At 47.0% G+C, this 16,127-nt stretch carries 18 protein-coding genes; 5 read left to right on the top strand and 13 right to left on the bottom strand.

The window, feature by feature from the left end:
* Positions 1–16: 16 nt before the first annotated feature.
* The 4 genes from DF182_RS17020 to DF182_RS17005 all read right to left on the bottom strand — a co-directional run bounded on the left by DF182_RS17020 (position 17) and on the right by DF182_RS17005 (position 2,914).
* A complete protein-coding gene (locus DF182_RS17020) occupies positions 17–628 on the bottom strand; it encodes a fumarylacetoacetate hydrolase family protein (RefSeq protein ID WP_113617054.1) in 612 nt (203 codons plus the stop codon).
* Between the two features lie 58 nt (positions 629–686).
* Complete coding sequence (gene pth, locus DF182_RS17015; protein ID WP_113617053.1) at positions 687–1,262, bottom strand: aminoacyl-tRNA hydrolase; 576 nt, start codon at positions 1,260–1,262, stop codon at positions 687–689.
* A 66-nt stretch (positions 1,263–1,328) separates the two neighbouring features.
* Positions 1,329–1,919 carry a 50S ribosomal protein L25 gene (locus DF182_RS17010; protein ID WP_113617052.1) on the bottom strand — a complete coding sequence of 197 codons (591 nt, stop codon included), beginning with the start codon at positions 1,917–1,919 and terminating at the stop codon, positions 1,329–1,331.
* Between the two features lie 38 nt (positions 1,920–1,957).
* Positions 1,958–2,914, bottom strand: coding sequence for a ribose-phosphate pyrophosphokinase (locus DF182_RS17005; protein ID WP_113617051.1), 957 nt, complete (start codon positions 2,912–2,914; stop codon positions 1,958–1,960).
* A 232-nt stretch (positions 2,915–3,146) separates the two neighbouring features.
* Here DF182_RS17005 and radC point away from each other — a divergent pair, with 232 nt between their 5' ends.
* Together radC and DF182_RS16995 are read left to right on the top strand one after the other, a co-directional pair.
* Positions 3,147–3,905: a RadC family protein gene (gene radC / locus DF182_RS17000; protein ID WP_245957476.1), complete on the top strand. Its 759-nt coding sequence runs from the start codon at positions 3,147–3,149 to the stop codon at positions 3,903–3,905.
* Positions 3,906–3,960: 55 nt separating this feature from the next.
* Positions 3,961–4,926: a Gfo/Idh/MocA family protein gene (locus tag DF182_RS16995; RefSeq protein ID WP_113617050.1), complete on the top strand. Its 966-nt coding sequence runs from the start codon at positions 3,961–3,963 to the stop codon at positions 4,924–4,926.
* Positions 4,927–5,008: 82 nt separating this feature from the next.
* Here the strand turns inward: DF182_RS16995 and DF182_RS16990 are convergent, their stop codons facing one another.
* The 4 genes from DF182_RS16990 to DF182_RS16975 form a co-directional block, all read right to left on the bottom strand.
* Positions 5,009–5,689, bottom strand: coding sequence for a 2-C-methyl-D-erythritol 4-phosphate cytidylyltransferase (locus DF182_RS16990; RefSeq protein WP_113617049.1), 681 nt, complete (start codon positions 5,687–5,689; stop codon positions 5,009–5,011).
* A 120-nt stretch (positions 5,690–5,809) separates the two neighbouring features.
* Positions 5,810–6,859, bottom strand: coding sequence for a tRNA preQ1(34) S-adenosylmethionine ribosyltransferase-isomerase QueA (gene queA / locus DF182_RS16985; protein ID WP_113617048.1), 1,050 nt, complete (start codon positions 6,857–6,859; stop codon positions 5,810–5,812).
* Between the two features lie 104 nt (positions 6,860–6,963).
* The gene (locus tag DF182_RS16980) at positions 6,964–8,712 is read right to left on the bottom strand and encodes an ABC transporter ATP-binding protein (RefSeq protein WP_113617047.1); all 1,749 of its coding nucleotides are present in this window, start codon (positions 8,710–8,712) and stop codon (positions 6,964–6,966) included.
* Positions 8,713–8,732: 20 nt separating this feature from the next.
* Positions 8,733–9,503 (bottom strand): AMP nucleosidase, encoded by a 771-nt coding sequence (locus DF182_RS16975; RefSeq protein WP_113617046.1) that lies wholly within the window; start codon positions 9,501–9,503, stop codon positions 8,733–8,735.
* Between the two features lie 84 nt (positions 9,504–9,587).
* Between DF182_RS16975 and DF182_RS16970 the strand changes: the two genes are divergently transcribed.
* The gene (locus DF182_RS16970) at positions 9,588–10,028 is read left to right on the top strand and encodes a type I restriction enzyme HsdR N-terminal domain-containing protein (protein ID WP_113617045.1); all 441 of its coding nucleotides are present in this window, start codon (positions 9,588–9,590) and stop codon (positions 10,026–10,028) included.
* A gap of 84 nt (positions 10,029–10,112) precedes the next feature.
* On the opposite strand, the gene DF182_RS16965 is transcribed toward DF182_RS16970, so the two are convergent.
* The 4 genes from DF182_RS16965 to DF182_RS16950 form a co-directional block, all read right to left on the bottom strand.
* A complete protein-coding gene (locus DF182_RS16965; RefSeq protein ID WP_113617044.1) occupies positions 10,113–11,531 on the bottom strand; it encodes a Glu/Leu/Phe/Val family dehydrogenase in 1,419 nt (472 codons plus the stop codon).
* Positions 11,532–11,564: 33 nt separating this feature from the next.
* A complete protein-coding gene (locus tag DF182_RS16960; protein ID WP_113617043.1) occupies positions 11,565–11,804 on the bottom strand; it encodes a CcmD family protein in 240 nt (79 codons plus the stop codon).
* Positions 11,801–12,463 (bottom strand): cytochrome c biogenesis protein CcsA, encoded by a 663-nt coding sequence (gene ccsA / locus DF182_RS16955; protein WP_113617042.1) that lies wholly within the window; start codon positions 12,461–12,463, stop codon positions 11,801–11,803. Before ccsA ends, DF182_RS16960 begins: the two co-directional genes overlap by 4 nt.
* A gap of 144 nt (positions 12,464–12,607) precedes the next feature.
* Positions 12,608–13,270 carry a heme exporter protein CcmB gene (locus DF182_RS16950; RefSeq protein ID WP_113617041.1) on the bottom strand — a complete coding sequence of 221 codons (663 nt, stop codon included), beginning with the start codon at positions 13,268–13,270 and terminating at the stop codon, positions 12,608–12,610.
* Between the two features lie 169 nt (positions 13,271–13,439).
* Between DF182_RS16950 and accC the strand changes: the two genes are divergently transcribed.
* Complete coding sequence (accC, locus tag DF182_RS16945; RefSeq protein WP_113617040.1) at positions 13,440–14,930, top strand: acetyl-CoA carboxylase biotin carboxylase subunit; 1,491 nt, start codon at positions 13,440–13,442, stop codon at positions 14,928–14,930.
* A gap of 54 nt (positions 14,931–14,984) precedes the next feature.
* The gene (locus tag DF182_RS16940) at positions 14,985–15,467 is read left to right on the top strand and encodes a GtrA family protein (RefSeq protein WP_113617039.1); all 483 of its coding nucleotides are present in this window, start codon (positions 14,985–14,987) and stop codon (positions 15,465–15,467) included.
* 49 nt (positions 15,468–15,516) lie between these two features.
* On the opposite strand, the gene DF182_RS16935 is transcribed toward DF182_RS16940, so the two are convergent.
* On the bottom strand, positions 15,517–16,095 hold the full coding sequence (locus DF182_RS16935; protein WP_113617038.1) for a thymidine kinase: 579 nt from the start codon (positions 16,093–16,095) through the stop codon (positions 15,517–15,519).
* Positions 16,096–16,127: the final 32 nt, after the last annotated feature.

Below are 16,127 nucleotides of genomic sequence, written 5' to 3'. Positions count from 1 at the left end.
AAATACCCCTGTAAATTTATTTTACGGTAAACTCCAGCAGGCTGTCGTTTTCGATAAAAGCTTCGAAAGAATCGCCGATAACGGTAGGACCTACCCCTGCCGGGGTACCGGTGAAAATCAGGTCGCCGATGTTGAGGGTAAAAAAACGTGAAATATAGGAAACGAGGAAATCAAAGGAAAAAAGGAGGTCTTTGGTATTCCCTTGCTGTGCCAGCGTTTTATTCTTATATAAACAGAAATTAATATCTTTTTTATCCATTTCCGGCGTAATAGGAATGAAATTACCGACCAATGCTGAGTTATCAAAGGCTTTGGCTATCTCCCAGGGTAAACCTTTGGCTTTCTGTTTGTCCTGCAGATCACGGGCAGTGAAATCTATGCCTACAGAAATTTTATCGTAGTATTTGTCTGCAAATTTCTCCTGAATATGTTTGCCATTTTTGCTTACGCGCAGCACCAGTTCACATTCATAATGCAGATTGGTGGTAAACTCCGGGTAATAAAAAGGATGGCCATTCTGCAACAGTGCATTCTTAGGTTTCATGAACAGCACCGGCTCAGTAGGTACTTCGTTCTTCAGTTCTTTGGCATGGTCAGCATAGTTCCTGCCTACGCAAATAATTTTCATAATGCGTTAGTTTTAAAAGATAAATTAAGCAGATAGCCGGCAGATTTGCAAATTTACTTTACAGAGGAAAAGTCAGCTTATTGAATTCATTCATGGTGCGGGCCAACCCAATGCTGGCAAAACTTTCAATAATTTCACCACATTTGTCGATTTTTTGCTGCACCACCGGCATTTCGGTGTTTTTCCACTTTCCCAGTACAAAATCTACCTGTCTGCCTTTGGGATAATCATTGCCGATACCGAAGCGCAGCCGCGGATACTGGTTGGTACCCAACGATTCCTGAATGCTCTTGAGGCCGTTGTGACCGGCATCGCTGCCACCAGGGCGCAAGCGGATCACGTCCAGCGGGAGGGCCAGCTCATCCATGATCACCAGCAGATTTTCAGGAACGATCTTTTCCTTGTCCATCCAGTATTTGATGGCACGACCACTGAGGTTCATATAAGTGGTAGGCTTGATAACGATAAACGTTTTCCCTTTCCATTTACATTCTGCTACATCGGCCAGCCTGTCATTGTGGAAAGTACTGTTATGGCTGGCAACAAAAGCATCTACCACATCAAAACCAATGTTGTGGCGGGTATTGCGGTACTCTTCCCCTATGTTGCCCAAACCGGCGATCAGGTATTTCATAATATTTCAAAATTAAAAAGCCCCTCTACAAGTAGAGAGGCTTTTCGAAGAATATTTTCTAAAAGATTATTTCTTTTTAGATTCTTTTTCAGCAGTAGCTTCTTCCTGACGCAGCTGACGGGTCATAACCACAGAAGCGATAGGAATACGAGGAGAGTTGGTGATTTCGATACCTTCTACTTTCACGTCTTCTACACGGATGTTTTCGTTCAGTTCCAGGTTATCGATGTTTACTTCGATGTTCTCAACCAGGTTTTTAGGCAGGGTTTTAACTTTCAGCGCTTTCAGTTTGCTAACCAGTTTACCACCGGCTTTCACACCTACGGAAGAACCAACCAGTTTGATAGGCAGGGTCACTGTTACCAGTTTGTCTTCTACCAGTTCCAGGAAGTCAACGTGAGACAGCTCATCAGTAACTACGTCGAACTGCAGGTCTTTCAGTACGCATCTGTAAACTTTACCGTCCAGTTTGATTTCTGCAAGCTGGAAATCAGCAGTGTACACCAGGTTTTTGAATTCTTTGGCAGGAGCTGAAAAATTTACAGTTTCTGCACCCCCGTAAATAACACAAGGCACTTTCTCCTCAGAACGGATCTGGCGGGTGGCTTTTTTGCCGAATTCGCTCCTGAGTTGTCCTTCGATGGTTATTGTTTTCATTGCTTAAACAGTTTATTATGAATTATTAAAAAACGTTGTTATTGCCGGCGCTGACTGTGAACAAACAGGCTGGTAATGGATTTGTTTTCGTGCATATTGCGGATGGCCACTGCAAACAGGTCAGCCACAGATACCACTTTAACTTTGGAACTTTCCGGACGGATAGGAATAGTATCACATACTACCACCTCTTCCAGTACGGAATTTTCAATGTTTTCGTACGCTTTACCGCTGAAAACCGGATGAGTACAGAAAGCACGTACGCTTCTGGCTCCTTTTTCCTTCAGCAGATTGGCCGCTTTTGACAGCGTACCGGCTGTATCACAGATATCGTCAATGAGCACAATGTCCCTGTCTTTCACATCACCGATCACTACCATGGATGCTATTTCATTGGCCCTTTTACGGTGTTTATCGCAAATAACCATCTCAGCATTAAAGTAGGACGCTACCTCACGCACCCTGTTGGTGCTACCTACGTCAGGGGACGCAAAGGTAAGATTTTCCAGCTTTAATTGCTCAATGTAGGGAATAAAAATAGCCGAGCTATCCAGGTGATCTACCGGGATATCAAAGAACGCCTGAATCTGCGGAGCGTGCAGATCCATGGTAATCACTCTGTTAGCGCCTGCTGAAGTCAGCAGATTGGCCACCAGTTTAGACCCGATCGCTACCCTGGGTTTGTCTTTCCTGTCCTGCCGTGCAAATCCGAAATAAGGGATCACAGCGGTGATATACCCTGCTGATGCACGCTTAGCCGCGTCGATCATCAGCAACAGCTCCATCAGGTTATCTGAAGGGGCATTGGTACCCTGCACAAGAAAAACATAGTCACCACGGATACTTTCCAGGAAAACGGGCTGAAACTCGCCATCACTGAACTTCTGAATTTTTAATTTACCAATGCTGTTAAGTCCGTTGCCATATCTTTTGGCAATTTTCTCGGCCAACGCTGGATTACTGTTGCCTGTGAAGATTTTTACTGAAGGTTGCATACTGCTGATACTAGTAGAAAAGAGGTGGCAAAACTATGATTTTTGGGGCTACCAGCACGAAAATTTTTTCATTCAAATATATTATACACAAAAAACAATATCTATAATAACAACATATTAAATATGTAAGAAGGAATAATTTCCATTTTTTATTTAAAACTTTTTCCGGCAGGAAATAACACTTTCTTCATAAAGGAAGTAATCCGTGGGAATGGAAAAAATGTGGGGAGAAATGAAAAAAGATTCGAAAGGGTGGTTTATATTTGGAGAAATACCCCGAAGTATGTTTGTTAGCCCGAAAACACAGTCCCATGTGGCCATACGCCATTGGGCAGATACTGAAAAACCACGGGAGAAACTGCTCAACAGCGGCCCTTCCGCCCTCACCGACACAGAGCTCCTCGCCATCCTCCTTCATACCGGCCATAAAAGCAAGTCAGCACTCGACCTGGCCCGGGAAGTATTGCAGCTGGCACACAACAACCTCTCCGAACTGGGAAGGATCAATGCCCGGAAGCTGCAAAAACTCAGAGGCATGGGCAGCGCCAAAGCTGTTACCATCCTGGCCGCCATGGAACTGGCCCGGCGCCGGCAGGCAGGCTTCATCCACAAAAAAACCGTCATCCGTGCCGGTTCCGATGCAGCCCTCTTTTTTAAGCCCCTCCTGGCAGACCAGTACTTCGAAGCCTTTTATGTGATGTTCCTCAATCAGGCCAACAAAGTACTGCATTATCGCTGTATCAGCACCGGCGGTATGACCAGCACCGTGGTAGACACCCGCATCATATTCCGGGAAGCCCTGGAAGCACAGGCCTGTAAGCTCCTCCTCTGCCATAATCACCCCTCCGGCAGCCTCCGCCCCAGCCAGGCAGATATACGGATCACCCTCAAAATAAAAGAACTCGGTCAGCTCTTCGACATCGACGTCCTGGATCATATTATTGTTTCTGAAACAGGCTACTGCAGCCTCGTGGAAGAAGGTGTGATATAAAAGTCAAAAAATAACCAAATGTCTTTACTTTCGCATTTATTTATTAAGATCCAATATGCTCAAAATAGGACTCTTCGGGGTAGGACATCTCGGCAAAATACACCTCTCTCAACTTTCCACCATGAAAGATGTAGAGGTAGTAGGCTTCTACGATCCCAGCAATGCCAACGCCGCCAGCGTAGCAGAGCAATACAATATTCCCCGGTTTGAGACACCGGAAGAACTGATCATGGCAGTAGACGCTATCGATATCGTAGCCCCTACCACCCTGCACTTCAAGTTATGTGAACTGGCCATCCGCAATGGTAAACACATCTTCGTGGAGAAACCCATGACCAACACCATGGAGGAAGCCAAAACACTGGTAAAGCTGGTAGATGAAGCCAATATCAAATTCCAGGTAGGACACGTGGAACGCTTCAACCCTGCCTTCCTCGCCCTGAAAGGCTATGATCTGAAACCCATGTTCATCGAAGTACACCGCCTCGCAGAATTCAACCCGCGCGGCACCGATGTAAGCGTGATACTCGACCTCATGATCCATGACATCGATATCGTACTCAGTATCGTAAAATCTACTGTCAGCCGTATCTCCGCCAGCGGCGTGGCCGTTATGAGTGATACTCCCGATATCGCCAACGTACGCATCGAATTCCATAATGGCTGCGTAGCCAATCTCACCTCCAGCCGTATCTCTCTGAAAAAAATGCGCAAAATGCGCCTGTTCCAGAAAGACGCCTACATCGGCATCGATTTCCTGGATAAAAAATCAGAGATCATCAAATTAAAAACACCGGAAGACGAAGGCCTCTTTACCCTCGATATCGAAACCAATAGCGGCAAAAAAACCATTGCCATCGATAATCCGGAGGTAAAACAATCCAACGCCATCCGTATGGAACTGGAACTGTTCCGCGACGCCATCCTGCAAAACAAACCCGTAGCTGTAAACGCTATCGATGGACTGCAGGCGCTCGATGTGGCCCACCAGATCCTCCAGAAAATAAACTCCGAACGGTAACTGTGATTATTATGATTTAAACTGATGCTCCTGATGTGTTTTTTGAGCACTCAATAAAAGGCATCAAGAGCATCAGTTTAAATCATAATCCATCACAGTTCAGGAAGGCTTTCGCCAGCACCAGATCCAGTGGCTTGGTAATCTTCAGATTTGACTCCTCCCCTTCCACCAGATATATCTGCTTCCCCAAACGTTCCACCACGGTGGCTTCATCGGTAAACAAAGGATCATAAGGCAGTTCAAAAGCCGGTAATATCAGCTCCGACAGAAAAGTCTGCGGTGTCTGAATAATCCGGAAACGGTCTCTGTTGACCGCCATATTTTTATCCCCCGACACTTCCCGGATACTGTCTTTCATATCAATTGCCGGAATAGCGCTACCATGGCTTAATGCAGCTTCATAACAGGAACGTATCAACGCAGGGGATACCAGCGGCCTTACGCCATCATGTACAAATACCACAGCATTGTCCTTCACCTGCTGCAGCCCGTTCTTAACCGAATGAAAGCGGGTTTCCCCTCCTTTCACGATCGTTATGGCGGGCAAATTCTCCAATGACTGTAATAGATGATTGGCCTGGCTGATATGGTTTTCCGGTAATACCAGCACAATTTCCATATCGGGGTAGGCCTGGGCAAAAGCAGTAATGGTATAGTACAATACCGGCCGGCCGGCCAGGTCGAGAAACTGTTTGGGAACGGCGCTCTGCATCCGGGTTCCGGAGCCGCCGGCAACAATGATAGCTATCTTTTTTCTCTCCATAAAAAGGAATACGTACTACTGTATTTAAATCAAGAATGCCTGAGTGAAGACCAGTGCGAAATAATTATTTCAGTCACTCTTCTCTCAGGCATCCAGGTCAATAACTGTAATCCGTCGTTATCAGATAATCAGCATGGCGTCGCCATAGCTGAAGAAACGGTATTTTTCTTTGATGGCCTGCTGATAAGCTTCCATGATCAGGTCGTACCCTGCAAAGGCGCAGGTCATGATCAGCAGACTTGTTTTAGGCAGGTGGAAGTTGGTCACCAGCGCATTTGGAATCGCGAAATCGTAAGGAGGATGGATAAAGGTATTGGTCCAGCCTTCTGCCGCTTTCAGGAGGTTCTGCGCCGTTACGGAAGATTCTACGGCACGTACGGAGGTAGTACCGATCGCGCAGATTCTGCGGTTTTCTTCCTTGGCTTTGTTCACCACTTTCACGGCATGTTCGTCGATGAGGAAATACTCAGCATCCATTTTGTGTTTGCTCAGGTCTTCCACTTCGATCGGACGGAAAGTGCCCAAACCAGTGTGCAGCGTTACTTCTGCAAATTTCACTCCTTTGATTTCCAGACGTTTGATCAACTCACGGCTGAAGTGCAAACCAGCAGTAGGTGCTGCCACAGCGCCTTCGTATTTGGCGTAAACGGTCTGATAACGCTCTTTGTCTTCTTCTTCCGGTTTACGTTTGATATACTTAGGCAGTGGTGTTTCACCCAAGGTGTCCAGCACCTGTTTGAACTCATCATCATTGCCTTCGAATAAGAAACGGATGGTACGGCCTCTTGAAGTAGTGTTGTCAATTACTTCCGCTACCAGTGACTCGTCGTCACCAAAATACAATTTGTTGCCTACGCGGATCTTACGTGCCGGGTCTACAATTACGTCCCACAGGCGATTTTGCTTGTTCAGCTCACGCAGCAGGAAAACCTCAATTTTGGCTCCCGTCTTTTCCTTACGACCATATAACCTTGCAGGAAATACCTTGGTATTGTTCACAATCATCACATCCTTATCGTTAAAATAACCCAGAATGTCTTTAAATACTTTGTGTTCAATTTTTCCGGTAACGCGATTTACCACCATTAAGCGTGATTCATCTCTTGTCTTGGAAGGGTGCTGTGCGATCAGGTTTAAAGGGAGATCGAATTTGAACTGTGATAGTTTCATATTACGGTATGAATAAAAATTTTTTTAGAGTCTGCAAAGGTACTGATTATTCCTTATTCCATCAAAAAAATGACTCATAAGCATTATAATCAGCAATCTATATATTAAATTCCTTTAGGTATGGCCGAAATGAGCTGTTGCGTGTAAGGATGCTGCGGATGATTGTACACCTCGTCTGCCGGTCCCATCTCTACTATCTTTCCCTTCTGCATCACCATCATCCGGTCGCTGATAAAACGCACCACCGACAGATCATGCGAAATAAAAATACAGCTGAAGCCAAACTCTTCCCGCAACCGGATCAGCAGGTTCAGCACCTGCGCCTGTACACTCACATCCAGCGCCGCCACCGATTCATCACAGATAATAAACGATGGATCAACCGCCAGCGCCCTCGCTATTACCACCCGCTGACGTTGTCCGCCGGAAAACTCATGCGGATAGCGGTTAAAATGTTCCGGCAGCAGGTTCACCTTTTCCAGCAGCTCCATCACCTTTTCCCGCTGCAGCCGCTCATCTCCATAAAGCCCATGTACCTGCATCGGCTCCAGAATTGCCGCCCCTACCGACTTCCGCGGATTCAGGGAAGCATAAGGGTCCTGAAAAATGAGCTGCATATCCTTACGCAGCGCCCGCATCCCTGCAGACGACAAACTCCGTAAGTCCTGCCCTTTATAAACAATACTTCCGCCGGTTGGTTCTATCAACCGTAAAAGAGATCTGCCCAGTGTGGTTTTGCCACATCCCGACTCTCCCACCAGTCCCAGCGTCTCCCCGCTAACAACAGAAAAGCTGATATCATCTACCGCCTTGTACCATTCCAGTACTTTACCGGTAATACTTTTTTTCACCGGAAACCAGGTTTGCAGACCATGTACTTCCAACAGAGGACTGGCGGCGGCCAGTTGTGCACGCCGCGCCTGCAGAGCTGCTTCGCTCACTACCAGGGTATTCACTACTTCAGCTACAGCCCCGGCTTTCTCCTGTATATGGCCTTCAGCATCTGTTTCCATAAAATCACGGGTCACCGGCAGACGCGACAACCGCTTGTCCAGCGGAGGCCGGCAGGCCAGCAGCCCTTTGGTATAAGGATGCTGCGGATGAAGGAATACCTGTTGAACCGGACCTTCTTCCACGATATTCCCTTTATACATTACCACCACCCGTTCTGCCAGTTCGGCTACCACGCCCAGATCGTGTGTAATAAACAATACGCTCATGTCCATCTGCTGTTGCAGCTCTTTAAGCAGCAACAGGATGGCCTTTTGTACTGTTACGTCCAATGCGGTAGTGGGCTCATCAGCAATCAACAGGCGGGGTTCACAGGAAATGGCCATGGCGATCATCACCCGCTGTTTTTGTCCGCCGGACAGTTCATGCGGATAACGATCCATAATAACGGCCGGGTTGGGGAGCTTTACCCGGGCAAATAGCGCCACCGCCTGCTCACGGGCTTCTTTCAACGAAATACCCTTGTGCAGCCGGATGGCTTCTGTGACCTGTGCGCCACAGGTATGTAACGGATTGAGGGAGGTCATGGGCTCCTGGAAAATCATGGCAATCTCATTGCCACGATAAGCCCGCATAGCAGTATCAGACAGTGTTACCAGGTCTGTAGCCCTGCCATCTGCATGATGATAGATGATTTTCCCGTGCGATATCTTTCCCGGCGCCTGTATCAGACGCATCACGGAGAGGGAGGTCACCGATTTACCAGAACCGGATTCTCCCACTACCCCTATGATCTCGCCCCTGCCTACAGACAGGTTCAGTTGGTTTACAGCCTTAACAGTTTTATCATGTGCCTGGAAGGTAACTTCCATGTCTTGTATCTCTAGCCGGGTTGAATGCATGGCTGGAAGATACAACAATTCTAAAAACGCAGGTGCTTAACAGTTTGGTGACTCTCAATCAGTTTCTGCAACGATTCAATACCGATTTTCAGGTGACGTTCCACAAACCGGGTGGTCACTTTTTTATCGCTTTCTTCTGTTTTAACACCTTCCGGAATCATTGGCTGGTCAGAAACCAGTAACAGGGCGCCGGTAGGGATTTTGTTATAAAATCCAACGGAGAAGATAGTGGCTGTTTCCATATCTACCGCCATGGCCCTTATACGTTCCAGGTATTGTTTGAATTCTGCATCATGCTCCCATACCCGACGGTTGGTAGTATAGCAGGTACCAGTCCAGTAGTCGAAACCCTGATCGCGGATGGTGGTAGAGATCGCTTTTTGCAGCGCAAATGCAGGCAGTGCCGGTACTTCGGGAGGGAAATAGTCGTTGGAGGTACCCTCACCGCGGATAGCCGCGATAGGCAGGATCAGATCACCGATGGCGTTTTTCTTTTTCAGTCCGCCGCATTTACCCAGAAACAATACTGCTTTGGGGGAAATGGCGCTCAGCAGGTCCATGACAGTTGCAGCACCAGGGCTACCCATACCAAAGTTAATAATGGTAATATCGCCGGCAGTGGCGCATTGCATAGGTTTTCCCACCCCAACGATTTCTACGTTGTTCCATTCGGCAAACATGGTGAGATAATTACTGAAGTTGGTAAGGAGGATGTGAGACCCGAAGTGTTCGAGTTTTTCTCCTGTGTAGCGGGGAAGCCAATTAGCTACAATTTCTTCTTTTGTCTTCATAGCCTTTTGACACGCAAATATAGGGTTTTATTCGCTATTCTCCATATTATCCCCCTATCTTCGCACTCATCAAATATTCTAGTATTGATTACCATTAACTTTCCGCCACCGGATTTCAGGATCAGCCGGGAGCAGGACAAAGAGCTGATCTTTGACCGCTACCGGAAGAAGTATGTCCGACTGACACCGGAAGAGTGGGTAAGACAGAATTTTCTCAATTATCTCGTCAAAACCCTGTCCTATCCATCTTCTCTGATAGGCATAGAAAAAGAGATCATGCTGGGGGAACTAAAAAAACGGTTCGACATCGTTATCTACAACCGCCGGATGGAACCCTGGATGCTGGTGGAATGTAAGGAGATGAATGTACCTATTACCCAGCAAACGCTGGAGCAGATTGTCCGTTATAATATGGTGATTCCTGCCACTTATCTGGTGATGACCAACGGTCTTCATACCTTTTGCTGTACTTACCGGCCTGCCGAACAAAGGTGGGTGTTCCTGGAAGAGATTCCTTCCTTCTGACGGGGCTGAAATAAAAATGCAGCGAAAATCCGTGAAGACCTTCGCTGCATGTATAAATAGCTAATAAATAACTGAAGAGAATTATCAAGGGAAGATACCCAGTTGCTCGTAAGCAGCACCTACTTTGTTGATAGCTACTACGTAAGCGGCGGTACGCATATCGTGGATCTGCGGGTTAGCCATCATTACGTCGCGTACTTCGTGGAGAGCGGCGTGCATGGTTTCTTCCAGGCCGGAGTAAACCAGATCTACTTCATCAGCACCGTGTGCGATGAATTTTCTTTCTTTTTCAGACACTTTTTTACCGGTCAGTTCTTCGATGGTCTGCAGAATGTGGATATTCATGTTTTCATCGAAGCGTTTGCCCAGACGGCCGTAACGTACATGGCTCAGGTTTTTCAGCCATTCGAAGTAGGAAACGGTTACACCACCTGCGTTGAGGAACATGTCGGGTACTACGATCACGCCTTTTTTGTTCAGGATTTCGTCTGCTTCCGGTGTCAGTGGGCCGTTGGCGGCTTCACCGATGATTTTTGCCTTAACATTGGGAGCATTGTGTTTATCGATCACATTCTCCAGGGCGGCAGGGATCAGGATTTCGCATTCCAGTTCCAGACCGTCGGTATTTTTATTCAGATTGGTAGAACCGGGGAAGTTGATGATGGAGCCGGTTTCTTTTTTGTGTTTCAGTACAGCTTCAGGATCCAGGCCGTTTTCGTTGAAGATGGCGCCGTCCCATTCGATGAGGCAGATTACTTTGGCACCTGCTTCGTTGAAGTATTTGGCAGCGTGAAATCCTACGTTACCCATACCCTGTACTACTACTCTTTTGCCTTCGAGACCGGTGGTCAGGCCCAGGCGGTCCATATCTTCCTTAATGTTGCACAGTTCGCGCAGACCATAGAATACACCGAGGCCGGTAGCTTCTGTACGTCCGCGTACACCGCCCTGAGATACTGGTTTACCGGTAACGCAGCCGTAGCCGTCGATTTCACCCGGACGGAGGCTCATGTAGGTATCCAGGATCCAGCTCATTTCTCTTTCGCCGGTGCCATAGTCTGGAGCAGGAACGTCGGTGCCGGGGCCGATAAAGTTTTTCTTTACCAGTTCAGCGGTATAACGACGGGTGATAGCCTCCAGCTGGAAGGGAGTATAGTTGCGGGGATTGATTTTAAGACCACCTTTAGCACCACCGAAAGGCACGTTTACGATCGCGCATTTGTAGGTCATCAGGGAAGCCAGTGCCATTACCTCATCCTGGTTTACTTCATCGCTGAAGCGGATACCACCTTTACAAGGCAGTTTGTGGTGAGAGTGCTGTACACGATAGGCTTCAATTACCTGAACGGTATCGCCGATCCTTACCGGGAACTTGATCTGGTAAACGGCATTGCAGGCTTTGATCTGCTCCAGGATACCCTTGTCCCATCTGGTGAATACAGCGGCTTTGTCGAAACTTCTTTCCACACTCTGGAAAAAGCTATAGTGCTGATCTTGCGACATAATATGTATTGTTTTGGTATAATGATTAGATTATCACGGATTATTTTTTTCCCGTTGCTCCAGCCTGTTGATTTTTCTGTCCAGGTTGATGAGGAATAATATGATTCCCAGGAAGATGATCACCAAAACGCCAACGATCACATATATTTTACCATTGCTACGGAAAAACTGATTAACGGCCCCTGACTCTGTATCCTGTTGTTGAGCATTTGCCAGTACAGACACCAGTAAGAGGGTGAGTGTCAGGCAGCATGAAAACGCTTTGTTGATCATTTAAAAATATTTTTAAGCTCTAATTTCTTGTAGCGAACCACGAGGGTATAGATCCATACACTCAGGAGGGTCCAGCCGATGAAGGCAGGGTACAGCACCATTTTCATACCGCCATCGGTATCCTTTGAAGCAAAGCCCGGTGTAGTAGCACTGCCCGGATGCAGGGAGTCTACCATGCGCGGGATGATATAGGTCAGCGGGATGAGCAGGGCAAAAGCGAAAATGTTGAAGACCGCGGAGATACGGGCCCTTTTGTCGAGGTCATGAATAGAGATGCGCAATACCAGGTAAGCCATATAAATCAGGATGGCGATGGCAGTACACATCTGTTTAGGATCATCCGTGAGGGTGCCGCCCCAGGTGTAAGTGGCCCATAAAGAGCCTGTTGAAAATCCCAGCACGCCAAAAAAGGTGCCTACCCGCGCAGCGCTGGAGGCATATACATCTCTTTTAAGATCATATTTTGACAGGAAGAGCAGGGAATTGACAACGGAGATGGTGAACATGGTATACATACATATCCACATTGGCACATGAAAAAACAATCCACGGGATGATTGTCCATTGGTCCCTATGATCGGTATCTTAATAGTGAACCCGGCGATAATTACGTAAATCAGCAGCAGTATCGCTAATGCTTTCCACCAATGTCTGGCCATTTTTAACAGCTATATTCCGGGGCAAACCTACACGTTTTATCCTTAATCGCAAAGATTTTACGTGATTTTAAGTTTATCCAATATCATGAATAACCCGTTAAAATCCGTTTATATAAGTACCCGAAATATTTCGATATTTCAAAATCAGTCTTTCCACAGAAAAGGGAACAGCACCATGGTCAAAGCGATGATAAGGATGTCCATACCGCCCAGCAGGAAAAACATTTTAGGGAGTCCGGGCTGATATACCGTCACAAAGGCAGAGAGCGAAACATTGGCCAGCAACATCAGCATGGGCATCATCAGCGGAAAGCCCATTACCGCCATCAGGGCGGCGTTATGATTAGCCTGGGCTGCAATGGCCGCCAGTACTGTAAACAGCAGGCTCAGGCTGGTACCACCCAACAATACGATACCCACAAAATAAAAAGTATTGTTAAGCGGATTTCCGAGGAACATAAAACTGCAGACCAGGGCGATCACGCTCATCAGCATCATCAGGATCACATTGTAGATAAGTTTGGCCGCAATGAAAGCCCGCGGAGATACCAGCGAATAAAAGTACAGCAGCCGTCCCCTGTTTTCCTGCATAAAACTTTTGGCAATGGCATTTACCGCCACAAACAGCTGGATCACCCAGAAAAGAGCATTCCACAGCTTATCATCCGGTTTGCCCATCATCAGATTAATCACAAACACAGTAGAGATAATATACAGTAACACGCCATAAAAAGCATACTGCTGGCGAAGCTCCAGTACCAGGTCTTTTTTTACCAGGGTAAATATTTGGTGGACGGTATTTTTCATACAGGGGGCGAAGGTACGAATTACAATTACGAATTATGAATTACGAGTTACGAATTATGAGCAGAGATCAAAGCGGAGATGCTTTCCTGCAGACCTATACTCAATTCGTAATTCGTAATTCATAATTCGTAATTGTAATCGTATATTAGCTGCTTGTTAAAATTTTTGCATGAAAAAGATCCTGGTAGCCAATCGTGGAGAAATAGCCTTACGTATTATGCGTTCTGCCCGTGAGATGGGAATCAAGACAGTTGCTGTGTATTCTGAAGCCGATCGTACGATGCCCTTTGTACAATATGCCGATGAAGCGGTATGTATTGGGCCTGCGCCCTCCAGCCAGTCTTATCTGCTGGGGCAGAAGATCATCGAGGTGGCCAAAGCCACTGAAGCCGACGGTATTCATCCCGGCTACGGATTTCTGAGTGAAAATGCACAATTTGCCCAACAGGTGACCGATGCCGGTATTACCTTCATCGGCCCTTCTGCTGCTTCCATAGAGATTATGGGTAGCAAACTGGCCGCCAAACAGGCCGCCCAGCGCTTTGGAGTACCGATGGTACCCGGTACGGAAACACCCCTGCGCAGTGTGGAAGAAGCACAGGAAGTAGTTAAAAAAACCGGCTTCCCTATCCTGATCAAAGCTTCCGCCGGCGGTGGAGGTAAAGGTATGCGGGTAGTAAATGCTCCCGAAGAACTGGAAGAACAGATACGGCTGGCCAAAAGTGAAGCCAGAAGCGCCTTTGGCGACGATGCCGTGTTTATAGAAAAATATGTGGGTTCTCCCCGGCATATCGAAATACAGATATTGGGTGACCACCATGGCAACTGCGTATATCTCTTTGAGAGAGAATGCTCCATACAACGACGCCACCAGAAACTGATAGAAGAAGCTCCTTCCTCCGTGCTTACCCCGGCCATCCGTGCCGCTATGGGACAATGTGCGGTAGATGTGGCCAAAGCCTGTAATTACTATGGTGCCGGCACCGTAGAATTCCTGGTGGATGAACAGCTGAATTTTTATTTCCTGGAAATGAATACCCGTCTGCAGGTAGAACACCCGGTAACAGAGCTGATTACCGGCCTGGACCTGGTAAAAGAGCAGATAAAGGTAGCCCGCGGGGAAAAACTATCCTTTACTCAGGAGAGTCTCACCATCAACGGACACGCCATCGAACTGCGTATATGCGCTGAAGATCCGGCCAACAACTTCCTGCCAGACACCGGTCGCCTGGAAACCTATATCCGTCCGCAGGGCTATGGTGTACGGGTAGACGATGGCTATGAACAGGGCATGGATATTCCTATTTTCTATGATCCTATGATCGCCAAACTGATTGCCTGGGGTAGCAACCGGGAAGAGGCGCGCCACCGCCTGCTGAGGGCCATCGAAGAGTACCAGGTGAAAGGTATCCGCACCACACTGCCTTTCGGCCACTGGGCACTGCAACAGCCTGCGTTTATTGAAGGCCGTTTTGACACCAATTTTATCAATAAATATTATACGCCGCAATCCTTGCTGGAAGAGCGTCCGGAGATAGAAAAACTCGCTGCAGTACTGGCTGCACAGGTATGGCAGCAACAAAACGTAGCTTTACAACAACCGACCGGTAATAATGCACAGCCCTCATCCGCCTGGAAAAAAAGGAATATGTTAAGGTAAGAATAAAACAGTCCACGGAAATCCTAAAACGCCTAAATTTGCGCCAATTTCATCATGCTACGCAGGATTATACTACAGATAATTGATTTCTTCTACCAGCCTTTTGCACGGGTAATGCCGAAGCAAACCTTCCGCTATCTTGCCTGTGGAGGCAGCAACACGGTACTGGATATATTTTTATATTTTATATGCTACAATTTTGTGTTGCAGAAAGAAATGGTACATCTGCCACTGATTGACATCAGCGCACATATCGCCGCCCTCTTTATGTCAATGGCAGTTACCTTCCCTACCGGCTTTCTGCTCAGTAAATATGTAGTCTTTTCTGAATCTAACCTGAGAGGACGGGTGCAGCTGTTCCGCTACTTTGTGCTAGTAGGTATCTGCATCCTGCTCAACTACTTCCTGATGAAGTTGTTTGTAGACAGGATCCACCTGTATCCTACCGTGGGTAAGATCTGTACAACCGCGCTGGTGGTCATCTTCAGTTATCTCACCCAGAAAAAATTCACCTTTAAGGTTAAACAAACCGCCTGATACAGCCTTTCCCGTTACTGTTGACAATAGTAACGGGAAAGGGCTCCAACTATTTTTTTATTTTCTCTTCGTAATAACAGTGCCTGCAAAGGGGTTCGTACAAATCTTTCTCCCCCAGCAACAACGTTTCTGTTTCTGCTGATTTACGGAAGGAATAGTTGGCGATATTACCACAACGCACACAGATGGCGTGCAACTTGGTAATATAATCCGCTTTGGCGAGCATAAAAGGTATCTGCCCGAAAGGTTTGCCGGTATAGTCCATATCGAGGCCGGCCACGATTACACGGATACCCCGTAACGCCAGCTGGTCGCAAACATTAGGCAACTCGGCATCAAAAAACTGGGCCTCATCAATTCCTACCACATCTACTTCCTGCGCCAGCAACAATATCTGCTGGGAATTTTCTATCGGGGTGGAAACAATTTTATTTTCGTCATGCGATACAATGCTACCTTCGTCATAACGTGTATCTACCACCGGTTTAAAGATCTCTACCTTTAAATTGGCGATACGGGCACGTTTCAGGCGGCGGATCAATTCTTCCGTTTTCCCGGAAAACATAGAGCCGCAAATCACTTCAATCCAGCCCCTCCGTCCTCCTGCAAGAGAAGGTTCAATAAACATACTGTACTATTTTGATTATTAATTAATTAAAA

This window comes from Chitinophaga flava, assembly GCF_003308995.1.
Classification (GTDB): Bacteria; Bacteroidota; Bacteroidia; order Chitinophagales; family Chitinophagaceae; genus Chitinophaga; species Chitinophaga flava.
The sequence above is the reverse complement of the archived record's forward strand: the minus strand, read 5'-3'. Positions and strand labels throughout refer to the sequence as shown.

Bases quoted from the DNA above. Each gene is read 5' to 3' on its own strand.
- DF182_RS17020 (WP_113617054.1), bottom strand. From the start codon at position 628: ATGAAAATTATTTGCGTAGGCAGGAACTATGCTGACCATGCCAAAGAA.
- pth (WP_113617053.1), bottom strand. From the start codon at position 1,262: ATGAAATACCTGATCGCCGGTTTGGGCAACATAGGGGAAGAGTACCGC.
- DF182_RS17010 (WP_113617052.1), bottom strand. From the start codon at position 1,919: ATGAAAACAATAACCATCGAAGGACAACTCAGGAGCGAATTCGGCAAA.
- DF182_RS17005 (WP_113617051.1), bottom strand. From the start codon at position 2,914: ATGCAACCTTCAGTAAAAATCTTCACAGGCAACAGTAATCCAGCGTTG.
- radC (WP_245957476.1), top strand. From the start codon at position 3,147: ATGAAAAAAGATTCGAAAGGGTGGTTTATATTTGGAGAAATACCCCGA.
- DF182_RS16995 (WP_113617050.1), top strand. From the start codon at position 3,961: ATGCTCAAAATAGGACTCTTCGGGGTAGGACATCTCGGCAAAATACAC.
- DF182_RS16990 (WP_113617049.1), bottom strand. From the start codon at position 5,689: ATGGAGAGAAAAAAGATAGCTATCATTGTTGCCGGCGGCTCCGGAACC.
- queA (WP_113617048.1), bottom strand. From the start codon at position 6,859: ATGAAACTATCACAGTTCAAATTCGATCTCCCTTTAAACCTGATCGCA.
- DF182_RS16980 (WP_113617047.1), bottom strand. From the start codon at position 8,712: ATGCATTCAACCCGGCTAGAGATACAAGACATGGAAGTTACCTTCCAG.
- DF182_RS16975 (WP_113617046.1), bottom strand. From the start codon at position 9,503: ATGAAGACAAAAGAAGAAATTGTAGCTAATTGGCTTCCCCGCTACACA.
- DF182_RS16965 (WP_113617044.1), bottom strand. From the start codon at position 11,531: ATGTCGCAAGATCAGCACTATAGCTTTTTCCAGAGTGTGGAAAGAAGT.
- DF182_RS16960 (WP_113617043.1), bottom strand. From the start codon at position 11,804: ATGATCAACAAAGCGTTTTCATGCTGCCTGACACTCACCCTCTTACTG.
- ccsA (WP_113617042.1), bottom strand. From the start codon at position 12,463: ATGGCCAGACATTGGTGGAAAGCATTAGCGATACTGCTGCTGATTTAC.
- DF182_RS16950 (WP_113617041.1), bottom strand. From the start codon at position 13,270: ATGAAAAATACCGTCCACCAAATATTTACCCTGGTAAAAAAAGACCTG.
- accC (WP_113617040.1), top strand. From the start codon at position 13,440: ATGAAAAAGATCCTGGTAGCCAATCGTGGAGAAATAGCCTTACGTATT.
- DF182_RS16940 (WP_113617039.1), top strand. From the start codon at position 14,985: ATGCTACGCAGGATTATACTACAGATAATTGATTTCTTCTACCAGCCT.
- DF182_RS16935 (WP_113617038.1), bottom strand. From the start codon at position 16,095: ATGTTTATTGAACCTTCTCTTGCAGGAGGACGGAGGGGCTGGATTGAA.